The organism is Nitrospiraceae bacterium (genome assembly GCA_020632595.1).
Lineage (GTDB): Bacteria > Nitrospirota > Nitrospiria > Nitrospirales > UBA8639 > Nitrospira_E.
The window spans coordinates 84086-102157 of sequence record JACKFF010000011.1; the positions used below are offsets into that span (position 1 = coordinate 84086).

The window sequence follows — 18072 nt, forward strand, 5'->3', positions numbered from 1 at the left end:
TAGGGGGTTATTTTCCGGCTACTAACTGTTGGTGGACGTTCTGTCACGTATCGAAAACATATTGTAAGTTGGGTTACCGGAAATGGCATTGAATACCACGTCATTCCAGTTATCGATCAGTCTCTTCGGAAGGCATAGGGAATTGGCTTGCCTTTGTCTACTTTTCACCTTAAGAGCCTTAACGGTTTTTCCGATACACAGGCACACTCTCACTTCACCGGAGAATAGGTTCAGACAGCTCACCCCAACACCAAGCCACAAGGGACACATGGACCGGGCGACAAACCACAGACATTCCGACACCTAACAGAGAGAGGGAAGAGGGGATGGAGATTCAAAAAACCGTACAAGCGCTTCAGCGATTGAAAGGACAGGAAACTATCCTACACGCGGCCGGCGTCGATACGGCCGATACAAGCAAGGCCCCATCACCCTGCCATGTCATTGGCTTTGCCGGTGCCAAGGGAGGAGTCGGAACGACCACGGTGGCACTCAATGTCGCCATGACCCTTGTTCATGGAGGCCATCGCGTCATTTTTGTCGAGCTGAGCCCCCATTTAGGAACTGCCGCATGGCTCCTTCACATGCCACCCCAATCGCCTTTGCGCCATACATCGACAACGGTAACAGACATGAATGAAGCGGTTGTGAGCCAACTGCTCATGCAACATTCGACAGGACTGCAAGTCCTCTGTGTATCCACCTGGGATCAAGAAGTGGGGGCTCAAATCTCCACGGAATTCCTGACAGTGTTATTCCGGGAACTCAAAGGACTCGCAGACTATCTGATACTTGATTTTCCTTTGGAACTCTCTTTTCCATCCATGTGTTTTCTCGGTCAATGTCAGATCCTTGATCTTGTGATGGAGAGCGATGCCATTGGGATGAATTTAGCGAAAAACCAATTAGCGTTTATCCGAAGCCACTGCGAAGCTCCCGTGTTTGTCACTCTTGTGAATCGCTCGGGTATTCCATTAGCTGACGGGCTGCAGGGTATCCAGAAAGAAGTCGGCTATGACATCCCTGTCGTTATTCCCACGGCCCCGGAGTTATGTTATACCGCCGGCCTGAAAAAATTGCCGATCGTCTGCTTCAACCCCGAAAGCGTCCTTGCCATACAGTTTGCCAAATTGAGCGAACATCTGCTCGGCTACTTTTCCGGAGACGGTCCGGATCCCAAACGAGACCGACGTGGCCGGGACCGCCGGAAAGGCAACCGTCGCGACCGTGGTGTCTGGTAATCTCTCCTCTCGTTTCCAGGGAACGTTCTGAAGAAGATGCCTTCACACATCTGCCACTCCTGCCTCATGTCATCTACAAATTGACGAGTCCCCTCTCTCATATCAAAGACCATCCCGCCTACGTGAGCGCGCCTCTCCAACTCCACGTTACCATCTCACAATCAGGCTCCGCTTTTCCGAATGAGAAAAGAGGCCGCTCGTGCCCGGAGATGCCCCATCACACTTTGCCCATTGCCCTTCACATGGACCACCCCTCGCACCACTTGATTCCAGGAGGGATCCGTGTCCGTCACATTTAGCTCCACCCGATACACGGAATACTCGGGAATCAATCTGCCCCGCGCATCCTGGCGCACGGGCACACTTCCGGAATAGGTGGAGGCTAAATACGGTAACGCCATTTCCGATTCGTCCACATGACGAAGGTCCCGAAGCTGTCCTTGTCGGGCCTGTCGCGTGGGGTCGTCCGGATAAAACCATCCTGTATTCCCCACCGAAAGCCGGGCTTTTCCCTTTTCCGTGGCGAGGGCGGCTCCATCAAACAGGATCCGTGGCTCTAAGAGGGTGTCGGGCATCAGAAGTCTACACACATAAATACAGTTGACAGAAATCCTTACTCTATAGTAAGGATTTAATTTAAATGAAAGGAGGATGCCATGCCCGTTGCCACATTAACCAGCAAAGGACAAATTACCCTTCCTAAGAAAATCCGAGAACAATTAAAACTACAACCCGGAGATCGGGTGGAGTTTCTTGTGGGGACTGATGGGCGGATTACCGTTTGGCCGGTGACCTCGGATGTCACAATTTTAAAAGGTCTGATTCCCAAGCCAAAACAACCGGTCACCCTTGAAGCCATGCGAGCTGCCATCAAGCAGCGAGGGAGCCAACCATGATAGGCCTCGATACGAATGTGCTCGTCCGCTATCTCGTCCAAGACGATCCCGCCCAATCCAAAGCTGCAACGCAACTTATTGAGAAGCAATGCTCTCAGGAAAAACCCGGTTTTTTAAACCACTTGGTGTTGTGTGAAACGCTTTGGGTTCTTGAGGGCTGTTACCGCCAGACAAAAGAGACTCTCGTAAAGACCATCGAACAAGTATTGCGTGTCGCCCAATTACGAGTTGAAGATCCTCAGGTGGTCTGGCAGGCTTTGGACGATTACCGAAAGAGCCGTGCCGATTTTGCCGACCATTTATTGAGCCGAGTTAATGGTGGTCATGATTGCACCACGACCGTGACGTTTGATCGTGAGGCAGGGAAGTCTCCAGGATTTTCCTTGTTGCCGTAGCCGAAGAAAAGGCCGCTCAAGCAGCGCATCCCCCCCACGTTTCCTTCTAAGAATCAGGCTCCGCTTTCCCGAATGAGAATGGAGGCCGCTTCTGCCCAGAGGTGCCCCATCACACTTTGCCCATTGCCCTTCACATGGACCACCCCTCGCACCACTTGATTCCAGGAGGGATCCGTGTCCGTCACATTTAGCTCCACCCGATACACGGAATGCTCGGGAATCAATCTGCCCCGCGCATCCTGGCGCACGGGCACACCTCCGGAATAGGTGGAGGCTAAATACGGTAACGCCATTTCGGATTCGTCCACATGACGAAGGTCCCGAAGCTGTCCTTGTCGGGCCTGTCGCGTGGGGTCGTCCGGATAAAACCATCCTGTATTTCCCACCGAAAGCCGGGCTTTTTCTTTTTCCGTGGCGAGGGCCAGCATCACCGATGGATGTTCCCCAATCACATGGGCCATCGCTACGTCGGTATTCACCCACAAACCTGGATGAAGTGAAGACGCCAGATCCGTGACCACGCCGGAGAACGGAGCACGCAAGATTAATTGCTCCCGGAGCGTAACCAGACCGGCCAACGCCTTTCGCTCGCCCACCAGCGTCTCCCGAATCACCAGATGATCATCGCGATCATCCTGATAGGCGACTTCCCGTTCCGCGCGCAATTCTAATGCCGCAATGCGATGTCCGATAATGTCAATCTGATGTTCCACCTGCGGCGACTGTAAAATTACCAGTGTCTGCCCGGGTTCGACCCGCTCCCCCTCCTCCACCAACACCTCCACCACCATTGCCGGAGCCGGTGGAAACAGAGTCGTGCGTTCCGGAGCTTCTAGAATCGCAGGAATCTCCACTGTCGTATCCAAGGGCATCACGCTCATGAGCAGACACCCCGTCAGTGCGATTCCGATTCCCCGCCCCCGCCAGGATCGGGTCACGGCCGCCCGACGTGTCCACCAGACCTGCAGTTCCTCATAGACCGGCCATGCCAAAAACCAGCCGATTTCCACGAGAAAGAGGATGACGCCCAAAACCTTGAAAAAAAAGTAATACACCAGGACCGCAATGCCGACGAACACAACGGCCCGGTAGACCCACACCGCCCACGCATAGGCGATCAGCACCGATTGCCGTTGCGGGGGCATCTGTTCCGGAGGAACATCTCCCCAGGCAAACAGCCATTCCCGTAATTTCCAACGACCAAACCCGAAGGCCCGTGATTGCAAATTCGGGACACCCAGCCAATCGGAGAGGACGTAGTAGCCGTCAAAACGGAGCAGCGGATTCAAATTGATCAACAGCCCCGTGACCCAACTGGTGGTCGCCAACACAAAGAGCATGCTTTTGACAATGCCCTCAGGGCAGAAATTCCACAAAAAAGTCGCGAGCATCGCCACACTGAGTTCCACCATCATTCCCGCAGCGGCAATGGCCGCGCGTTGCTTCCGGACCGTGAGCCGCCAGGAGTCGGTCGTGTCGGTATAGAGGACAGGCACCATAATGAGGAACCCGAGGCCCATCGTGGGAACCCGGCACCCGTATCGAACGGCGGTATAGGCATGCCCCAGTTCATGCAAGATCTTAATGGCCATCAACCCGATGATATAACCAGTCATCCCTTGAAACGTAAAAAAGTATAAAAAGACATTGGCAAACGATGCCCACTGCCGCACGACTCCCATACACCCAATCACACCCAGGATGATCACGCACCATAAGGCCCAGCGACTAAACAGCGGAGTAACGAACGGAAGCGTTGCTCGTAAGAACCGGTCGGGATTACATAAGGGAATTCTGAAAAATAAATAGTTGTGGAGCACTCTCAGCAGCCAATGTTGTTTTGCCTGTTCAGCCTGCCCGAGGAACCCCTGACTTCCACCGGCTAAGGAATCCCGGGTTAAATTGTTCCGATAGAGAAACTGGATCAACTCCAGCACATTCCCGGTTGAGACCTTGGCCGAGGTGGTTCGGGTCACCAGATCCACCAGTCCCTCGGCGGTTCCCGCCTGCCAATGGGAAAGCAGTTGGAACGCGGCCCATTCAATTTGGAAAAATTGATTTCGAACCGTGTCCACGATCGTCCAGGTGGGGACGCCATCGGGCGTCGGGGTACCGGGCAGAATCTGAAGATCTTCGCGCAAGGGTGGAAGGGGGACGTCTTCTTGAGGCTTTGGCTGACCCATTTAGAAACCTAGGGTTTGTCGAAGAACTCCGAGGGGGCGCCGGAAGAGATGGAAAAAGAGCGTGACCGGTTCCCCATAGATTTTGGCGGTGCCTTGCCAGCCGATTCGAATATCCTCAGGCGGGTCCATGAACTCGGCTTCCACCCGATAGGCCAGGACATTGGTCGGGAGAATACTCGCATGGTAACTCGCATGGATTAATCGGCCAGGAATGGCTCGTAAGGGATTGGCATTCAAAAACACCTCAACCTCGGCCCCTTCCCGTAACACGATCGCGTCTTCCACCGGTAGATCAATTTTCAATTCAAACTCCCGGGGATCGGCCACTTCCATAATACGTTCGCCCACTACCACCGGCTTGCCGATCCATTCGGATTTATCTGTGAAAATCACGATGCCCGCCCGGGGAGCTTTGACCTCTACTTGCTGTAACATGTCCCAGGCGTAATCCCGTTCGGCTTCTTTCAGCCGGACTTCCGAGGCTTGCACGGGCATGCCCGCACCGGTGTCATGGTCGACAAAGGCACCTTGCGACACTTTGCGATACTCCATCCAGGTAACGGACAGATTCTTTTCCGCCACTTCAAATTGATTCCGGAATGTGGTGTCCTCATAGCGAAAAAGTGTTTGCCCCGTCTGAACCAGGGTATTCGGGTGGACAAGGATTTCTCCCACCACTCCATCCAATGGGGCCGTCACCACCGACGGATCCCGCGGCACCACTTCCACAGGAGCCAGTGTGGACAATCGCACGGGCAGCCACATGGCGGCCATCACGACCACCAGCACTCCCCATAGCCAGTTCTTGAACACCTTCCAGTTTTTTACTCTCCGTTTCGTGCCCCCGAGTGCCTGCCAGGCATGAGCCACCGTTTCGGCAAACCGCCGGACCAATTGCACTTCCCCGTCTTGCCAGGGTATCTCCCTGGTCAACCACAGGCCACCAATCACCTGCTGATCCGCGCGGATCAATGGACACCAGAGGACATGCGGAAACGCAAAGGACTTCCAATCACGTTGGAGTTCTGTCGAACAATGCGTGGAGGAGAGAGGACCGAAATCCTTGAGGCTGCCTTGTTCCCATAATTCTGAAATGACGCCTTCAATCCATGTGATCATCGGCGCATTGCGGTCAACCACGGCCACACTGGACACCGCTTCCACCCTGCCCCGCATCCGTCCCTTCGGCGTGATAGAAAAAATACAGGCTTGTCGAAAGTCCACGAGACGCCGGGTCTCATTGGCCAGAAGAAAACAGAGTTCTTTCACCGTTTGGGCCTTGCGAACCTGACTTTCCAGTTGAAGCAGCGCCAGTAAGATACTTGAATCTTTTTCCGTTTTGACCCCGGACGTGATGGAAGGGCCACCGGACAGACCGGAAGAGGGCCTAAAGTCCTTCCCAGTCCCTCGCGAAGGGGACTCTGTCTGAGTTGCTGTGTGCACCATGCTCGTTTCCCTCCTTTGGATCAACAGAGAGGTCGATCCGGAAAGGAGTTAATGTTTGGCAGTCTGTTGACTCTTGGACGTCGGTGAGGCTGCAGGCTTCGTGCTCGGCGAAAATGTTGATTGAGTGGGAAACGTGCCTTCCGGAAATTTTGCGCTTCCACTCATACCGGCTAGGACACCTGTGGGATGTTTGTGAAATCGGCCAAAGACCCGAATGGTTTGACTCACAGGATCAACACGTGGACCAATGACCACCACTTCCGCCGAATAGTCCTTTTGAGTCTCATCGATACTAAACGAAAACGGACTGTTCTTGGCGATCCACCGCAGCGAAGACGACGGAAGAATCAATTCAATATCCAGATCCTGATTACTGACAATACTCACCAGATCATCGTACGGATTCACACTTTCATAGGGGTGCACCAACGCCTTGACCACATGTCCGGCAAAAGGGGCTGGAATCCGGCAACCCTGAACAATCACTTGTGCTCTGGTGAGAACCGCCTGGGCCTTTTTTAATTCGGCCTGGGAGATGTCCACTTCCAACCGGCCAATCCCGTGAAGAGCGGCCAGCTCCTCGTTATTGATGACGGTCTTTTGCCTTGCATCCAAATCCGCTTGGGCGGCTGATAATTCCGCCCGGTATTTGGCACATTCAAATTCAACAAGGATGTCGCCCTTATTAAATGCGTCCCCGTCTCGAAACGGTATCCGCTTCACTAACGCCTGAATTTCACTGGCAAGCACCGCTTCCACGACAGGTTTCACGATGCCCCGAATCGTCTGGAGATCCGAGGAGGGCACACTGCTGCGTGCTCCCCCTTTCGCCAGACTGACGCCGGAAGGCAGCATGATCAGACTCAGCACCAAACACAGAATAGGGATAAGATGTCGATGTATCATGGATTCGCTCTCTCTTGGGGTTGAGTGGTTGTTTTTTGGGATTGCGCGACAGTCTCTTGGGATTGAGGCTCTTCCCCCTGTGGTTGCGCCTCAGTTTCATGGTGTTGAGCCTCAGGTTCTTGAGGTAGCGCGACGGCCTCTTGGGATTGACTGACAGTCTTTTGGGGTTGAGGCTCGGCCCCTTGGGATTGAGTGGTTGGCGATTGAGTTTGAGCGTCAGTTGGATGAACCTGCGCGAAAACCTCGGGGCGTTCAAGCCATTCCCAACGTTCCTGCAAGGCCACGGCCAGTTCTTCGACCCCGTCTCCCGTGATGTCCGTGGGGAAGGGGTCTTCTCCGATCGCTGCTAACACATTGGCATAGGCCATTTCCAATTTGGCCAGTGCCGATTCATACCGTAATTCAGCGACGAGGCCTTGCATTTTTTCCCGGATGACCAGATGCTCACTGAGCCGGTTCAGAGACCAGGCACGCTGGACCTGTTCGGCAATAGCCATTTGGGTCTCGAGGTAGCGCTTCCCCGTGGCCGCATCCTTCATGGCCGCATGATATTGCGCCACCGACACATGGACCTGACTCATCAGAGCCATCGTCAACGCCAGGCTTTGCATGTCCAATACTTTCTCCTGAGCGTCAATGACCTGCAAGCGGACGGGGTGCCGGAAGACATTCAACAGATTCCAGCTGATTTTGGCTCCGTAATTCAGCCAATTATTATGAAACAGAAAGTTGTTGCTATCGTAATTGCCCCCCATATACACATTAAGGTTGGGGAGCAATTCCAGAATGGCGGCTTTGGTTTCTTTGGCGTTTATACGTTTTTGGTAGTCGACCTTTCGCAGTTCGGGACGATTCATGAGTGCCCGGTATTCCAAATCTTCCAGCTTCTCGGAAACCTTCGATACGAGGGGTGGATGTTCCGGCACCGCCAATTCATAGGGCTCACCGGGATCCAGGTTCATGAGTTCGGCAAGGTGAATTCTGGATAGTGATAATTCCTGATACAGCTGTTGAATTTCCCGTTGCGCGCTCAGGAGTTCCCGTTCATATTGTAGTGAAGAGAGTGGATCTGCCAGGGCCCGTTCCCGGATCTGGTGGGCTTCACCCAGCGCTTGCGTCACCCAATCCTGAAGAAACGCCAGGCGACCCAACGCCCGTTCCGCTCCCACGGCCTTCCAAAAAGCTGAACGGACATCCTGAATAACCCGATTGGCAACGCGACGTTTATCTTCTTCCGCAATGAGCACGTCGTTAGCCGCTTGCTCGGCCCGGACATAGGACAGTCCGAAATCCAGCACATCCCAGCTTAAGGCTAAATTGGCCGTATAAATATTCTTATCAGAAGACGTGGAGGACACGAGGGATTGTTGGCCGGTTTCTAACGACTGGCTGCTCGCTCCCGCAAAGTTGCTGCGTCCATTATAGGCCGCATTCGCCACCACATTTGGCAGCATATCGTAATGCGCCAGATCCAGTTGGCGATGCGCGACCATTTCCTTTAATCCCTGCACCCGCGTTTCCAAATTATATTTCAACGCCCGCGCCATCGCTTCATACAGCGTGATGGGGCGAGCCACGGGCTCCTGATAGTGCGTGAGTTGAGCCAGGTCCTCTTGGACCCGCTGTTGAATTTCGTCCTGCGAGAGTGGAGTGGGCATAACGGCACAGCCCGAGTCCAGCAGGGCCAATCCCGTTACCACCACACCGATCAGAAATTTTTGAACGTGTACTGCCATAGTTAAAGAATGCAGGATCCAGTCGATCCAATTTATTTGTGCACGGATCTCATGCCCCCAGGCACTTGCCTGCGGATCGTCACCACCTGAAGGACTGCGCTGATCGGCATGTCGAATCTTCCGCCAATCAAGTCTGTCTATCCTTCCGGGCCCTTGGACCGTTTCTATTCACAATACAAACCGAATGGCTCCATTTGCAGCTTTCCAGTTCTGTTTTTCGGTTTTTCTTATGTCAAAATTAGCTAGGGGGCATTTTTTATTTGTTCCTTTCCTGCCCAGGCATGAAGCAAGACACAACAACTTCTCTCAACTTCCTTCACCATCATATGTTGACCGTCATGGCAACCCCAAAAATATTTTTCACATCCACCTCATTTTTCCCTTAAGTCTTGTCTTCATTATCCTTATGAACCAGATCCACCGGATTTTATTGTCAATGACTAATTTATCGCCCGACCGCCTCTCGTTCCCGAACCCGTTCTCCCCATCAAACTTTTAAAAATCCAGATAGGAAAATTTTTCCGTATTTATTTCTTCCAGTAAACAAAGCTGGTGACCGAATAAGGAGGTAGCTCATACCGTGGGAATGCGTCAAATGAAACAACAAGATGTCAGATGTGCCATGAGAAATTAATGAAGATCATGGCTGCTGGTGAACCACCGAAGAAAGAATCGCGTCATCAAGATAGGTTCGTGAAGTCAGGTGAATCACCCCAATCAGTTGAAATACCTGGAAGAAAAAACGTCTGCGCCACGACTCACTGACACGAGGAATCGCATTGCAATGAAAACTCTGTTAGCACTCGAACCCAGAATCCTCTTTGATGGGGCGGCCCTCGTTACCGGGGCGGAAGTGGCCCAGGACCAGACCTCCCAGGATCAATCTATGCCGGGAACCAATACCGATGCGGCAAATAATTCCGGTGAACCCATGGCCAGTGCCCATGAAGCCGATTGGGCCAACAGTTTGTTACTTGCCGCCCCTACTCCATCCGATCATCGGGAAATGGTCTTCATCGATACGTGGGTTGAGGATTATCAGACCCTCATGAACGGTATCCATCCAAGCGCGGAAGTCATTCTTCTGGATGCGGGGCGGGACGGCATTGAACAAATTGCCGAGGTGCTCAAGGGCCGGAGCGGTATCGACGCCATTCATCTCATCGGGGAAGGCACCGAAGCGGAACTGCATTTGGGCACGGCCTTTCTCACCAACGATTCGATCAGCAATCACTATGCGGCGCTGTTGAGTCAGATCGGACAGAGTTTGTCTGCGGACGCCGATCTGTTGATCTATGGTTGTAGTTTTGGACGCGGTCAGGCCGGTTTCTCGGCGATCCAAACCCTAGCCGAACTGACAGGGGCTGATATTGCCGCGAGCACGGACCGGACCGGGCACGTCAGCGAATATGCCAACTGGAAATTGGAAGTAGCAACCGGGTTCATTGAAACGTCGGTCGCCATTGGCGAAGCCACCCAGGAAGCCTGGGAGGGCGTGTTGGCCACTTTTACCGTGACCAATACCAATGACGCCGGAGCGGGGTCACTCCGACAGGCCATCACCGACGCCAACGCTGCACCCGGAACCGACACCATCATCGTGCCGATCGGCACGTATGTCTTGACCACAGGAAAGCTGGATATTGATGACAGTGTGATCATCACCGGAGCCGGCGCGGATACCACCATCATCGATGGCAACGCGAATGAACGGGTATTTGAAACCAAGGGCAGCATTACGGTCACAATGAGCGGACTGACCATTCAAAATGGACGGGAAAGCGGCAATGGGGCCGGAGTGTTGGTCGATGGCTCCAGCATTTTGAATCTCAGCGATGCCAGGTTAACGAATAACGACGGCACGGGTGGCGACGGCGGCGCTTTTCACGTGCATGGCACGCTGAATCTCAACCGGGTCCTCATTGATAATAATTTGGCCGATAAGGGCGCCGGGATTTATTTTCATGGAGCCGATGGGGGTTCTCTGACCAACGTCACAATCAGTGGCAATACTGCGGTCAACGAAGGAGGCGGGATCTGGACAGAAAATCCGATCACGATCATGAATTCAACCATTGCCTTCAACACAGCACCCATTGGCGGAGGCGTGTATGACAAGGACGGCATGGAGATCACCCTCACCAATTCGATTCTCCATAATCCCGGGTCACCCAACAGTTATGGCACGTTAATCTCGGGTGGGACCAATATCGATAGCGATGGCACGGCGGGATTGGGAGATCCGTTGGACGGCCAGGACCCCATGTTGGGCGGTCTGGCAGACAACGGGGGGCCGACCTGGACCCATGCACTCCTGGCGGGCAGCCCAGCCCTCAACGCGGGCACGACATCCGGCGCACCTGCCGTCGATCAACGGGGATTGACCCGTGATGCCGCACCGGATATCGGCACGTACGAATATAAGTCCTCCGCTTTTGTTTCCAAGAATGAATTCATGGTCAACGCTCCTTCCGGAGACAACGAAATGACGAGCGGCCCGCTGCGCGGGGCCGAGCGGGCGGTGGATATCGCCCCGAACGGTGACTATGTGGTGGTGTGGACGAACGGCACGTCTAACGACAAAGTGTATGCCAAAGTCTTTGACGCCAGCGGCAATCAGAAGGTCGCACAATTTCAAGTCAATATTGGTGGTGGGACCAACAATTGGACAGATGTGGCCGTAGACGACAGCGGGAATTTCGTGATCACCTGGACGCAAGGAAACGATGTGTTCATGCGTCGCTTCCTGGCCAACGGCACCGCCGTCGACGCCGGGGACGTAATGGTCAACACCGGCACTGCTAACACTCAACAAAACCCGTCCGTCAACATGAACGGTAACGGCGAATTCGTAATCGCCTGGGAAGGCGATGGCGGCGGCAACGAGGGGATCTTTGTGCGACAGGGCACCTTTAGCGGTGGGTTGGTCGGCAGCGACATCACCGTCAACACCGCCGCTGCCGCGAAGGACCCGTCTGTGGGGATTGACGATTCGGGAAACTTCGTCGTCGTGTGGGATAACGGGTCGGACGTGTTCTTTCAACTCTACAACAACGCGGGCGTTCCCCAAAACAGCGGTCAGGTTGACGTGATCTTACAGGCCAGCGCCGGCGGGACGGCGGTGGATATGAATGGCGACGGCCGGTTCACGGTAGCCTATCACGCTACCGTTCTGGATGTGGATGTCTACGTCAGGCAATTCGATGCAACGGGCAACTCGCTCTTCCTCCCGAAAACTGTCAACACCACGACACTCTTGAGCACCCAAACCAATCCCTCGATCACCATGGACGATCTCGGTGAATTCATCGTCGTCTGGGAGGGCACCGGCAACCAGCCGGGACAGGGTGACGGTTCGGGGGTCTTCGGTCAAAAGTTCAACGCCGGCGGTCAAAAAATCGGATTCGAATTTTTAATCAATCAAACCACCGCCAACACCCAGGACCGTGCCTCGGTAGCCATGCTGGACCGGGACAACTTCGTGGCCGTGTGGACCGGCAGCGACGGCGCCCAAACCGATATTTTTGCCCGCCAATACGGAAGTACAGCCGCCCCAACGCTGGACCTTGATGTGAATAACAGCAGTGGAGCTTCGGACAATGATTATGCCTTCACCTTTACCGAGGACGACGGCCCCACGGCCATTGCCGACAGCGATACCGATCTGGCGGATGGGGACAGCACAACGTTCGCCTACGTGACCCTGTCCGTCAGCGGCCTGCTGGACGGCAATGCGGAAGTCTTAATCCTCGACGGCGATACCTTTGCCCTGGCTACCGACGCGCCAGGCCAGGACACTACCGGCGGCAACTACCATGTCCGCGTGTCCACGGCCGCCGGTACGGCGATCGTCAGCATCATTAAGCAGGGCGGCGGCACCTTTAGCGAAGCGGAGGTAGAAACGCTCATCAAGTCCATTCAATACCAGCACACGAATACGGACGCTCCCACCGACGGGAACCGGCTGATCGAGATAAGGGTGAACGACGGCACCACGGACAGTGCGGCAGCCCGCACGACCATCAACGTGGATCCTGCCAATGATCAGCCGGTCTTCAGTGGTCTGGACAACACGCCTATCTTTACGGAAGGCGGTGCGCCGGTGGTGCTCGACAGTAATGCCACGATCACCGACGCTGAACTGGATGCCGCCAATGATTACAACGGCGCCACACTCACCTTAGCCCGGAACGGAGGTGCTAACGGCGACGATATGTTCGCCAATACCGGTACTCTCAATGCCTTGACCGAAAGCGGTAGCCTGGTTGTTGGCGGCACGACCATCGGCACCGTCACCACCAACAGCGCCGGCACGCTGGTCTTGACCTTCAACGGCAATGCCACGACCGCACTCGTGAATAGCACGCTGCAACAAATTGCCTATGCCAATAGCAGCAATACGCCGCCCGCCAACGTCCAGATCGACTTCACGATCGACGACGGCAACGCGGGCGGACAAGGCAGCGGTGGCGCGATGACCAATACGGGATCCATCACCGTCACCATCAATGCGGTCAATGACCCACCAACCCTCGATTTGGATGTAAACGACAGTTCCGGGGCCACGGGGAACGACTATACCCTTACATTTACTGAAGGCGGCGGACTGATTGGCATCGCCGACAGCGACACGGATGTGGTCGATCCGGACAATACCACCTTCGCCTATGTGAAACTGGGCGTGAGCGGTCTGCTGGACGGCAATGCCGAGACGCTCGTGCTCGACGGCGACACCTTTACTCTGGCGACCGCCGTGGCCGGACAGGACACCACCGGCGGAAACTATCATGTGATGCTCGCCACCGGGGCCGGAACAGCCACTGTCACCATTACCAAACAAGGAGGCGGGACATTTACCGAGGCCGAGACGGAGACTTTGATCCAGGCGATTCAGTACCAGCACACGGATACGAACGCTCCCACCGATGGAAACCGGTTAATCGACGTCTATGTCAACGACGGCACGGCAGATAGTGCCGCCGCACGAACGACCATCAACGTCGATCCCGTCAATGATCCCCCGGTAGCCGTGGGGGACGGTTTTATCGTCAACGAAGGGTCGACCATCCGGCTGAACCTTTCCAACAATGATAGCGATCCCGATGACGGGTTGGATCTGACCAGCATCACCATTGTCTCTGGCCCCACCAATGGCACCATCACGAGCATCAATCCCGATGGGACGGTGGATTATACTCATAACGGCTCCGAAACCCTCTCTGATAGTTTCACCTATACGATCCGGGATCTTTCCGGGCTCATCTCTAATACGGTCACGGTGGACGTGACCGTGACCCCGGTCAACGATCCCCCCACAGCAATAGCCGACAGCTTCACCGTCAACGAGGGATCCACGAACACGCTGAATCTTTCCAACAATGATACCGACCCGGATGACGCGTTGGATCTGACCAGCATCACGATTGTCTCCGGCCCCGCCAATGGCACCATCACGAGCATTAATCCCGATGGGACGGTGGATTATACTCATAATGGCTCCGAAACCCTCTCTGATAGTTTCACCTATACGATCCGGGATGTCTCCGGCGCCACATCAAATCCCATCAGAGTGGACGTGACCGTGACCCCGGTCAACGATGCCCCCGTCATCACCTCCGATGGAGGAAGTGCCACCGCCAATATTTCCGTGACTACCGGCACTGCGGCGGTGACGGATGTGCATGCCACAGATGCAGAGAACAATCCTCTGACCTACAGCATTGTGGGCGGTGTCGATGCGGCGTTATTCACCATCGATCCTGCGACCGGGGTCCTGACATTCATCACCGCTCCGGATTTCCAGGCACCTGGCGATGTCGGGGCCGATAACATCTATGACGTGATCGTCCAGGTCTCCGATGGCACAGCCGTCGATACGCAGGCCATCGCCGTCACGGTGACCCAAGCCAATGTCCCGCCCCAAATTTTTATTCCCCCGCCACCGGACCCTGCGCCCTCATCCGATCCCCCCCCGAGAGAGGCCGGGGAAGACACTACGGAGGACCAGGCGCCGGGCAATGGGGGCAGTCTTGATCCCGGCTCGCCAGGGAATATCCCTGACGGCGGCCAGGGCTCCACCATCACTGGCGCCAAAAATTCCGTGACGGAGAATTCGCCGGGACGACACGAATTGCCCGCTAAGCAAGAGGATGGAGCACGCACGGGTCTCGTGGGGATAGTGAGTGACATGTGGAGCGTGCTCAGGAAGCCCCTTGATATCACAGGCTTCAAGGATGAAATCCGGTCTTTATTGACGAAGTCGAGATTTCTTCAGGATCTGGATCGCGTCCGCGACAATGTTCAGGAGGTCGCGGACACGGAACAAACCTATTTGGCCTCCAGCATTGCGGTCTCCACCGGATTGTCGATCGGCTATGTCGTCTGGCTCCTGCGTAGCGGGGTGCTATTGACGGCCCTGCTTTCGTCGGTGCCGGCCTGGCAGTTTGTGAATCCCCTGTTGGTGCTGGATGCCGCCGGGAAGAAGAAACGACAACAGGGGCAGAAAGGCGTGGACGGCGATTCGGTGGAGTCCCTGTTTGAGAAACCCGCCGCATCTGCCGAGATGGGTGAGGAGAAGACCGGGGCCGCCGCTAAGGCCCTTCGAGCCCGGTGGTTCCATTGGAATAAGGGATGAACATTCTTTCGACAAAATCTCGTCTGGCTTTCGGCCAGGTCAGTCTCCTTATCAGTGTGTTGCTGGCAGCAAGCTTGTTTGGTCTGATGCCGGACCGAACCGGAGCGGTTCGCCAGGGACGCGCGGCTCTGGCCGAATCCATTGCGGCCAATAGCACGATCCTGATTACCCAGGATGATGTTGACCGCCTGGAGGGGATTTTACAGTTAGTCGTGGACCGTAACCCAGACCTGTTGTCTGCCGGATTGCGAACTGAATCGGGTGATTGGCTTGTCACAATAGGTGACCATAAGAACCATTGGCAGGACCACCATTCGGACTATTCGTCTAATACCCAGGTGACGGTCGCTATCTGGGAAGGGGAAGACAAATGGGGCCAGGTCGAACTACGATTTACACCGTTAATTGACGAAGGCTGGATCGGGTTTATCATGGGCCCACAGCCACAACTCCTGCTATTTGTAGGTCTGATGTGTTTCATCGGATTTTATCTGTATTTGGGAAAAATGTTGAAGCAACTCGATCCCTCACAGGCTGTTCCTGAACGTGTGCGATCCGCTCTGGATACGATGGCAGAAGGGCTCCTAGTGCTCGACAACAAAGGGCAAATCATGCTGGCGAATCGGGCCTTTGCCACGTTGTTAACCAAGATGCCTGAAGCACTCTTGGGACAGGCAGTCGGGGCGTTTCCCTGGTCGGACATCGAAGGCCATCCGTTGGCACCGGGGACACACCCCTGGCATATCGCATTGAATTCGGGAGAGGCGCAAAAGAACGAACGCGTCCGATTGACTCTGCCCGACGGCAGACGGCTGACGTTCATGATTAACTGCTCCCCTATCCTTGGCAGCGGAGCCAAAAATGTCGGGGTCCTGGTCAGCTTTGACGACGTCACCCAATTGGAAGAAGCGGAAATCGAGCTACTGAAGTCCAAAGAGGAGGCCGTGGCGGCCAATCAAGCCAAGAGCGCCTTCCTGGCCAACATGAGTCATGAAATCCGCACGCCGATGAATGCCATCCTGGGTTTCACCGAACTGATTAAACGCGGGTACGGACGTGACTCGGTTGAGACGCGTAAACACCTCGAGATCATCCATTCCAGTGGCAAACATTTGCTTGACCTCATTAACGATATTCTGGATCTCTCGAAGGTCGAGTCGGGGCGCCTGGAGATCGAACGGGTACGATTCAATCCCTACCTTGTGATTATGGATGTCGTCAGGGTTCTGGGTGTGCGGGCTCACGAGAAGGGCATCGAACTCGAGCTCAAGATACCGGATGACGTCCCGGAGACCATTATCGGCGATCCGGGCCGGATTCGCCAGATTATCACCAACCTGGTGGGAAACGCGGTGAAATTTACGGAGCGCGGTGCGGTCACGGTGACTGCATACGCCAAGCGGGTCGCCGAGGACCTGATCCAATTTCATATCGATGTCGCAGACACCGGTATTGGAATGAATGTAGAGGCCACTCAGCGAATTTTTGAAGATTTTGTCCAGGCCGATGCGTCGGTGACCCGAAAATTTGGTGGAACCGGCCTGGGATTAGCTATCAGCCGCAAGTTCGCGCGCGCCCTGGGTGGGGATATTACGGTGGACAGTCAGCCGGGAGTCGGCAGTGTATTCAAGATTACACTGGATGCTGGCAGTGCAAGGGAAGTAGCCTGGGTCACACCCGAGCAGGCCTTAGCGACCAACGAATCGGGCATGATGCAGGAACATACCAACTGGGTCTTTCCATCGGCCAGAATCCTGGTCGTGGACGATGGCCCGGAAAACCGCGAATTCGTGAAGGTGGTCCTGGAGGGTTATGGTCTGAGCATCGACGAAGCGGGGAATGGTCTGATAGGAGTAGAAATGGCTACGGCCGGCGAGTATGACATCATTCTCATGGACATGCAGATGCCCGAGATGGACGGACTTACTGCCACTCGCACGTTACGCAACAGAGGCCTGCAAATCCCCATTCTTGCGCTCACCGCCAACGCCATGAAAGGCTTCGAGCAGGAGTTATTTGATGCCGGATTTTCCGACTATCTCACCAAACCCATCGACATCGACCGGTTCCTGGCTAAATTGGCTCAGTTCCTCCATGGTCAACCGGTCGGTCAATCATCCGCGCAAGCTGTCCTCCCGGAGTCCTCGCACCATCACGCCTCACCGATTGAGGATTCTTCACCCATTGTTTCCAAGTTAGGGTCAAGCAACCCGAAATTCGCCAACGTGATTGCCCGTTTTGTGGGTCGCCTGGGCGAACAACTGCAGGCGATGGATGCTGCCTATTCGAATCGGGATATGGAGGCCCTGGCCAAGTTGGCTCATTGGCTGAAGGGTGCGGGCGGCACAGTAGGGTTTGATGTGTTGAACCTGCCGGCTGCTGAACTGGAAGCCGCAGCCAAGGCTGCCGACCTGGCAGCCATCGAACAGCATCTTCACCACCTACAGCTTCTGGCGACACGAATAGCTCATGGGGCTGGAGGCACCATAGAGCCGGTGGGGGTAGGAGTGTCCTCTGCCTGCAAGTCTACCGGAGAAGGCCCCGGCTGAACTTTCAACGTCGGGTACTGCCCCTGGCTGACCTTCCAGCTCAATCCATGTCATTTGGCCTCATGGTATCCATTCACTGTCGGCCG

10 protein-coding genes are annotated in these 18072 nt (G+C 55.0%); 5 read left to right on the forward strand and 5 right to left on the reverse strand.

Translation table 11 applies throughout. The annotated features are described in order from the left end of the window. The first annotated feature begins 326 nt into the window (after window positions 1–326). On the forward strand, window positions 327–1241 hold the full coding sequence (locus H6750_16910; protein MCB9775989.1) for an AAA family ATPase: 915 nt from the start codon (window positions 327–329) through the stop codon (window positions 1239–1241). A gap of 161 nt (window positions 1242–1402) precedes the next feature. On the opposite strand, the gene H6750_16915 is transcribed toward H6750_16910, so the two are convergent. Next, the gene (locus H6750_16915; GenBank protein MCB9775990.1) at window positions 1403–1816 is read right to left on the reverse strand and encodes a hypothetical protein; all 414 of its coding nucleotides are present in this window, start codon (window positions 1814–1816) and stop codon (window positions 1403–1405) included. A gap of 81 nt (window positions 1817–1897) precedes the next feature. Between H6750_16915 and H6750_16920 the strand changes: the two genes are divergently transcribed. Further along, entirely contained in the window at window positions 1898–2137 is a 240-nt protein-coding gene (locus tag H6750_16920) for an AbrB/MazE/SpoVT family DNA-binding domain-containing protein (GenBank protein MCB9775991.1), read from the forward strand. After that, window positions 2134–2532 carry a type II toxin-antitoxin system VapC family toxin gene (locus H6750_16925; protein ID MCB9775992.1) on the forward strand — a complete coding sequence of 133 codons (399 nt, stop codon included), beginning with the start codon at window positions 2134–2136 and terminating at the stop codon, window positions 2530–2532. Before H6750_16920 ends, H6750_16925 begins: the two co-directional genes overlap by 4 nt. Before the next feature lie 53 nt (window positions 2533–2585). Here the strand turns inward: H6750_16925 and H6750_16930 are convergent, their stop codons facing one another. The 4 genes from H6750_16930 to H6750_16945 are packed head-to-tail and all read right to left on the reverse strand — an operon-like array spanning window position 2586 to window position 8803. Continuing rightward, window positions 2586–4715 carry a M50 family metallopeptidase gene (locus tag H6750_16930; protein MCB9775993.1) on the reverse strand — a complete coding sequence of 710 codons (2130 nt, stop codon included), beginning with the start codon at window positions 4713–4715 and terminating at the stop codon, window positions 2586–2588. Next, window positions 4716–6161 (reverse strand): HlyD family efflux transporter periplasmic adaptor subunit, encoded by a 1446-nt coding sequence (locus H6750_16935; GenBank protein ID MCB9775994.1) that lies wholly within the window; start codon window positions 6159–6161, stop codon window positions 4716–4718. Between the two features lie 48 nt (window positions 6162–6209). Then, the gene (locus H6750_16940; GenBank protein MCB9775995.1) at window positions 6210–7067 is read right to left on the reverse strand and encodes an efflux RND transporter periplasmic adaptor subunit; all 858 of its coding nucleotides are present in this window, start codon (window positions 7065–7067) and stop codon (window positions 6210–6212) included. Continuing rightward, window positions 7064–8803, reverse strand: coding sequence for a TolC family protein (locus tag H6750_16945; protein MCB9775996.1), 1740 nt, complete (start codon window positions 8801–8803; stop codon window positions 7064–7066). The genes H6750_16940 and H6750_16945 overlap by 4 nt, the downstream gene beginning before the upstream one ends. A 784-nt stretch (window positions 8804–9587) precedes the next feature. On the opposite strand from H6750_16945, the gene H6750_16950 reads away from it, so the two are divergent. Together H6750_16950 and H6750_16955 are read left to right on the forward strand one after the other, a co-directional pair. Then, window positions 9588–15437: a DUF4347 domain-containing protein gene (locus tag H6750_16950; protein ID MCB9775997.1), complete on the forward strand. Its 5850-nt coding sequence runs from the start codon at window positions 9588–9590 to the stop codon at window positions 15435–15437. Beyond that, entirely contained in the window at window positions 15434–17986 is a 2553-nt protein-coding gene (locus H6750_16955) for a response regulator (GenBank protein MCB9775998.1), read from the forward strand. Before H6750_16950 ends, H6750_16955 begins: the two co-directional genes overlap by 4 nt. The last annotated feature ends 86 nt before the right edge of the window (window positions 17987–18072 follow it).

What these genes read in the sequence shown, in the direction of transcription:
- H6750_16910 (MCB9775989.1), top strand. Translation starts at nt 327, where the DNA reads ATGGAGATTCAAAAAACCGTACAAGCGCTTCAGCGATTGAAAGGACAG.
- H6750_16915 (MCB9775990.1), bottom strand. Translation starts at nt 1,816, where the DNA reads ATGCCCGACACCCTCTTAGAGCCACGGATCCTGTTTGATGGAGCCGCC.
- H6750_16920 (MCB9775991.1), top strand. Translation starts at nt 1,898, where the DNA reads ATGCCCGTTGCCACATTAACCAGCAAAGGACAAATTACCCTTCCTAAG.
- H6750_16925 (MCB9775992.1), top strand. Translation starts at nt 2,134, where the DNA reads ATGATAGGCCTCGATACGAATGTGCTCGTCCGCTATCTCGTCCAAGAC.
- H6750_16930 (MCB9775993.1), bottom strand. Translation starts at nt 4,715, where the DNA reads ATGGGTCAGCCAAAGCCTCAAGAAGACGTCCCCCTTCCACCCTTGCGC.
- H6750_16935 (MCB9775994.1), bottom strand. Translation starts at nt 6,161, where the DNA reads ATGGTGCACACAGCAACTCAGACAGAGTCCCCTTCGCGAGGGACTGGG.
- H6750_16940 (MCB9775995.1), bottom strand. Translation starts at nt 7,067, where the DNA reads ATGATACATCGACATCTTATCCCTATTCTGTGTTTGGTGCTGAGTCTG.
- H6750_16945 (MCB9775996.1), bottom strand. Translation starts at nt 8,803, where the DNA reads ATGGCAGTACACGTTCAAAAATTTCTGATCGGTGTGGTGGTAACGGGA.
- H6750_16950 (MCB9775997.1), top strand. Translation starts at nt 9,588, where the DNA reads ATGAAAACTCTGTTAGCACTCGAACCCAGAATCCTCTTTGATGGGGCG.
- H6750_16955 (MCB9775998.1), top strand. Translation starts at nt 15,434, where the DNA reads ATGAACATTCTTTCGACAAAATCTCGTCTGGCTTTCGGCCAGGTCAGT.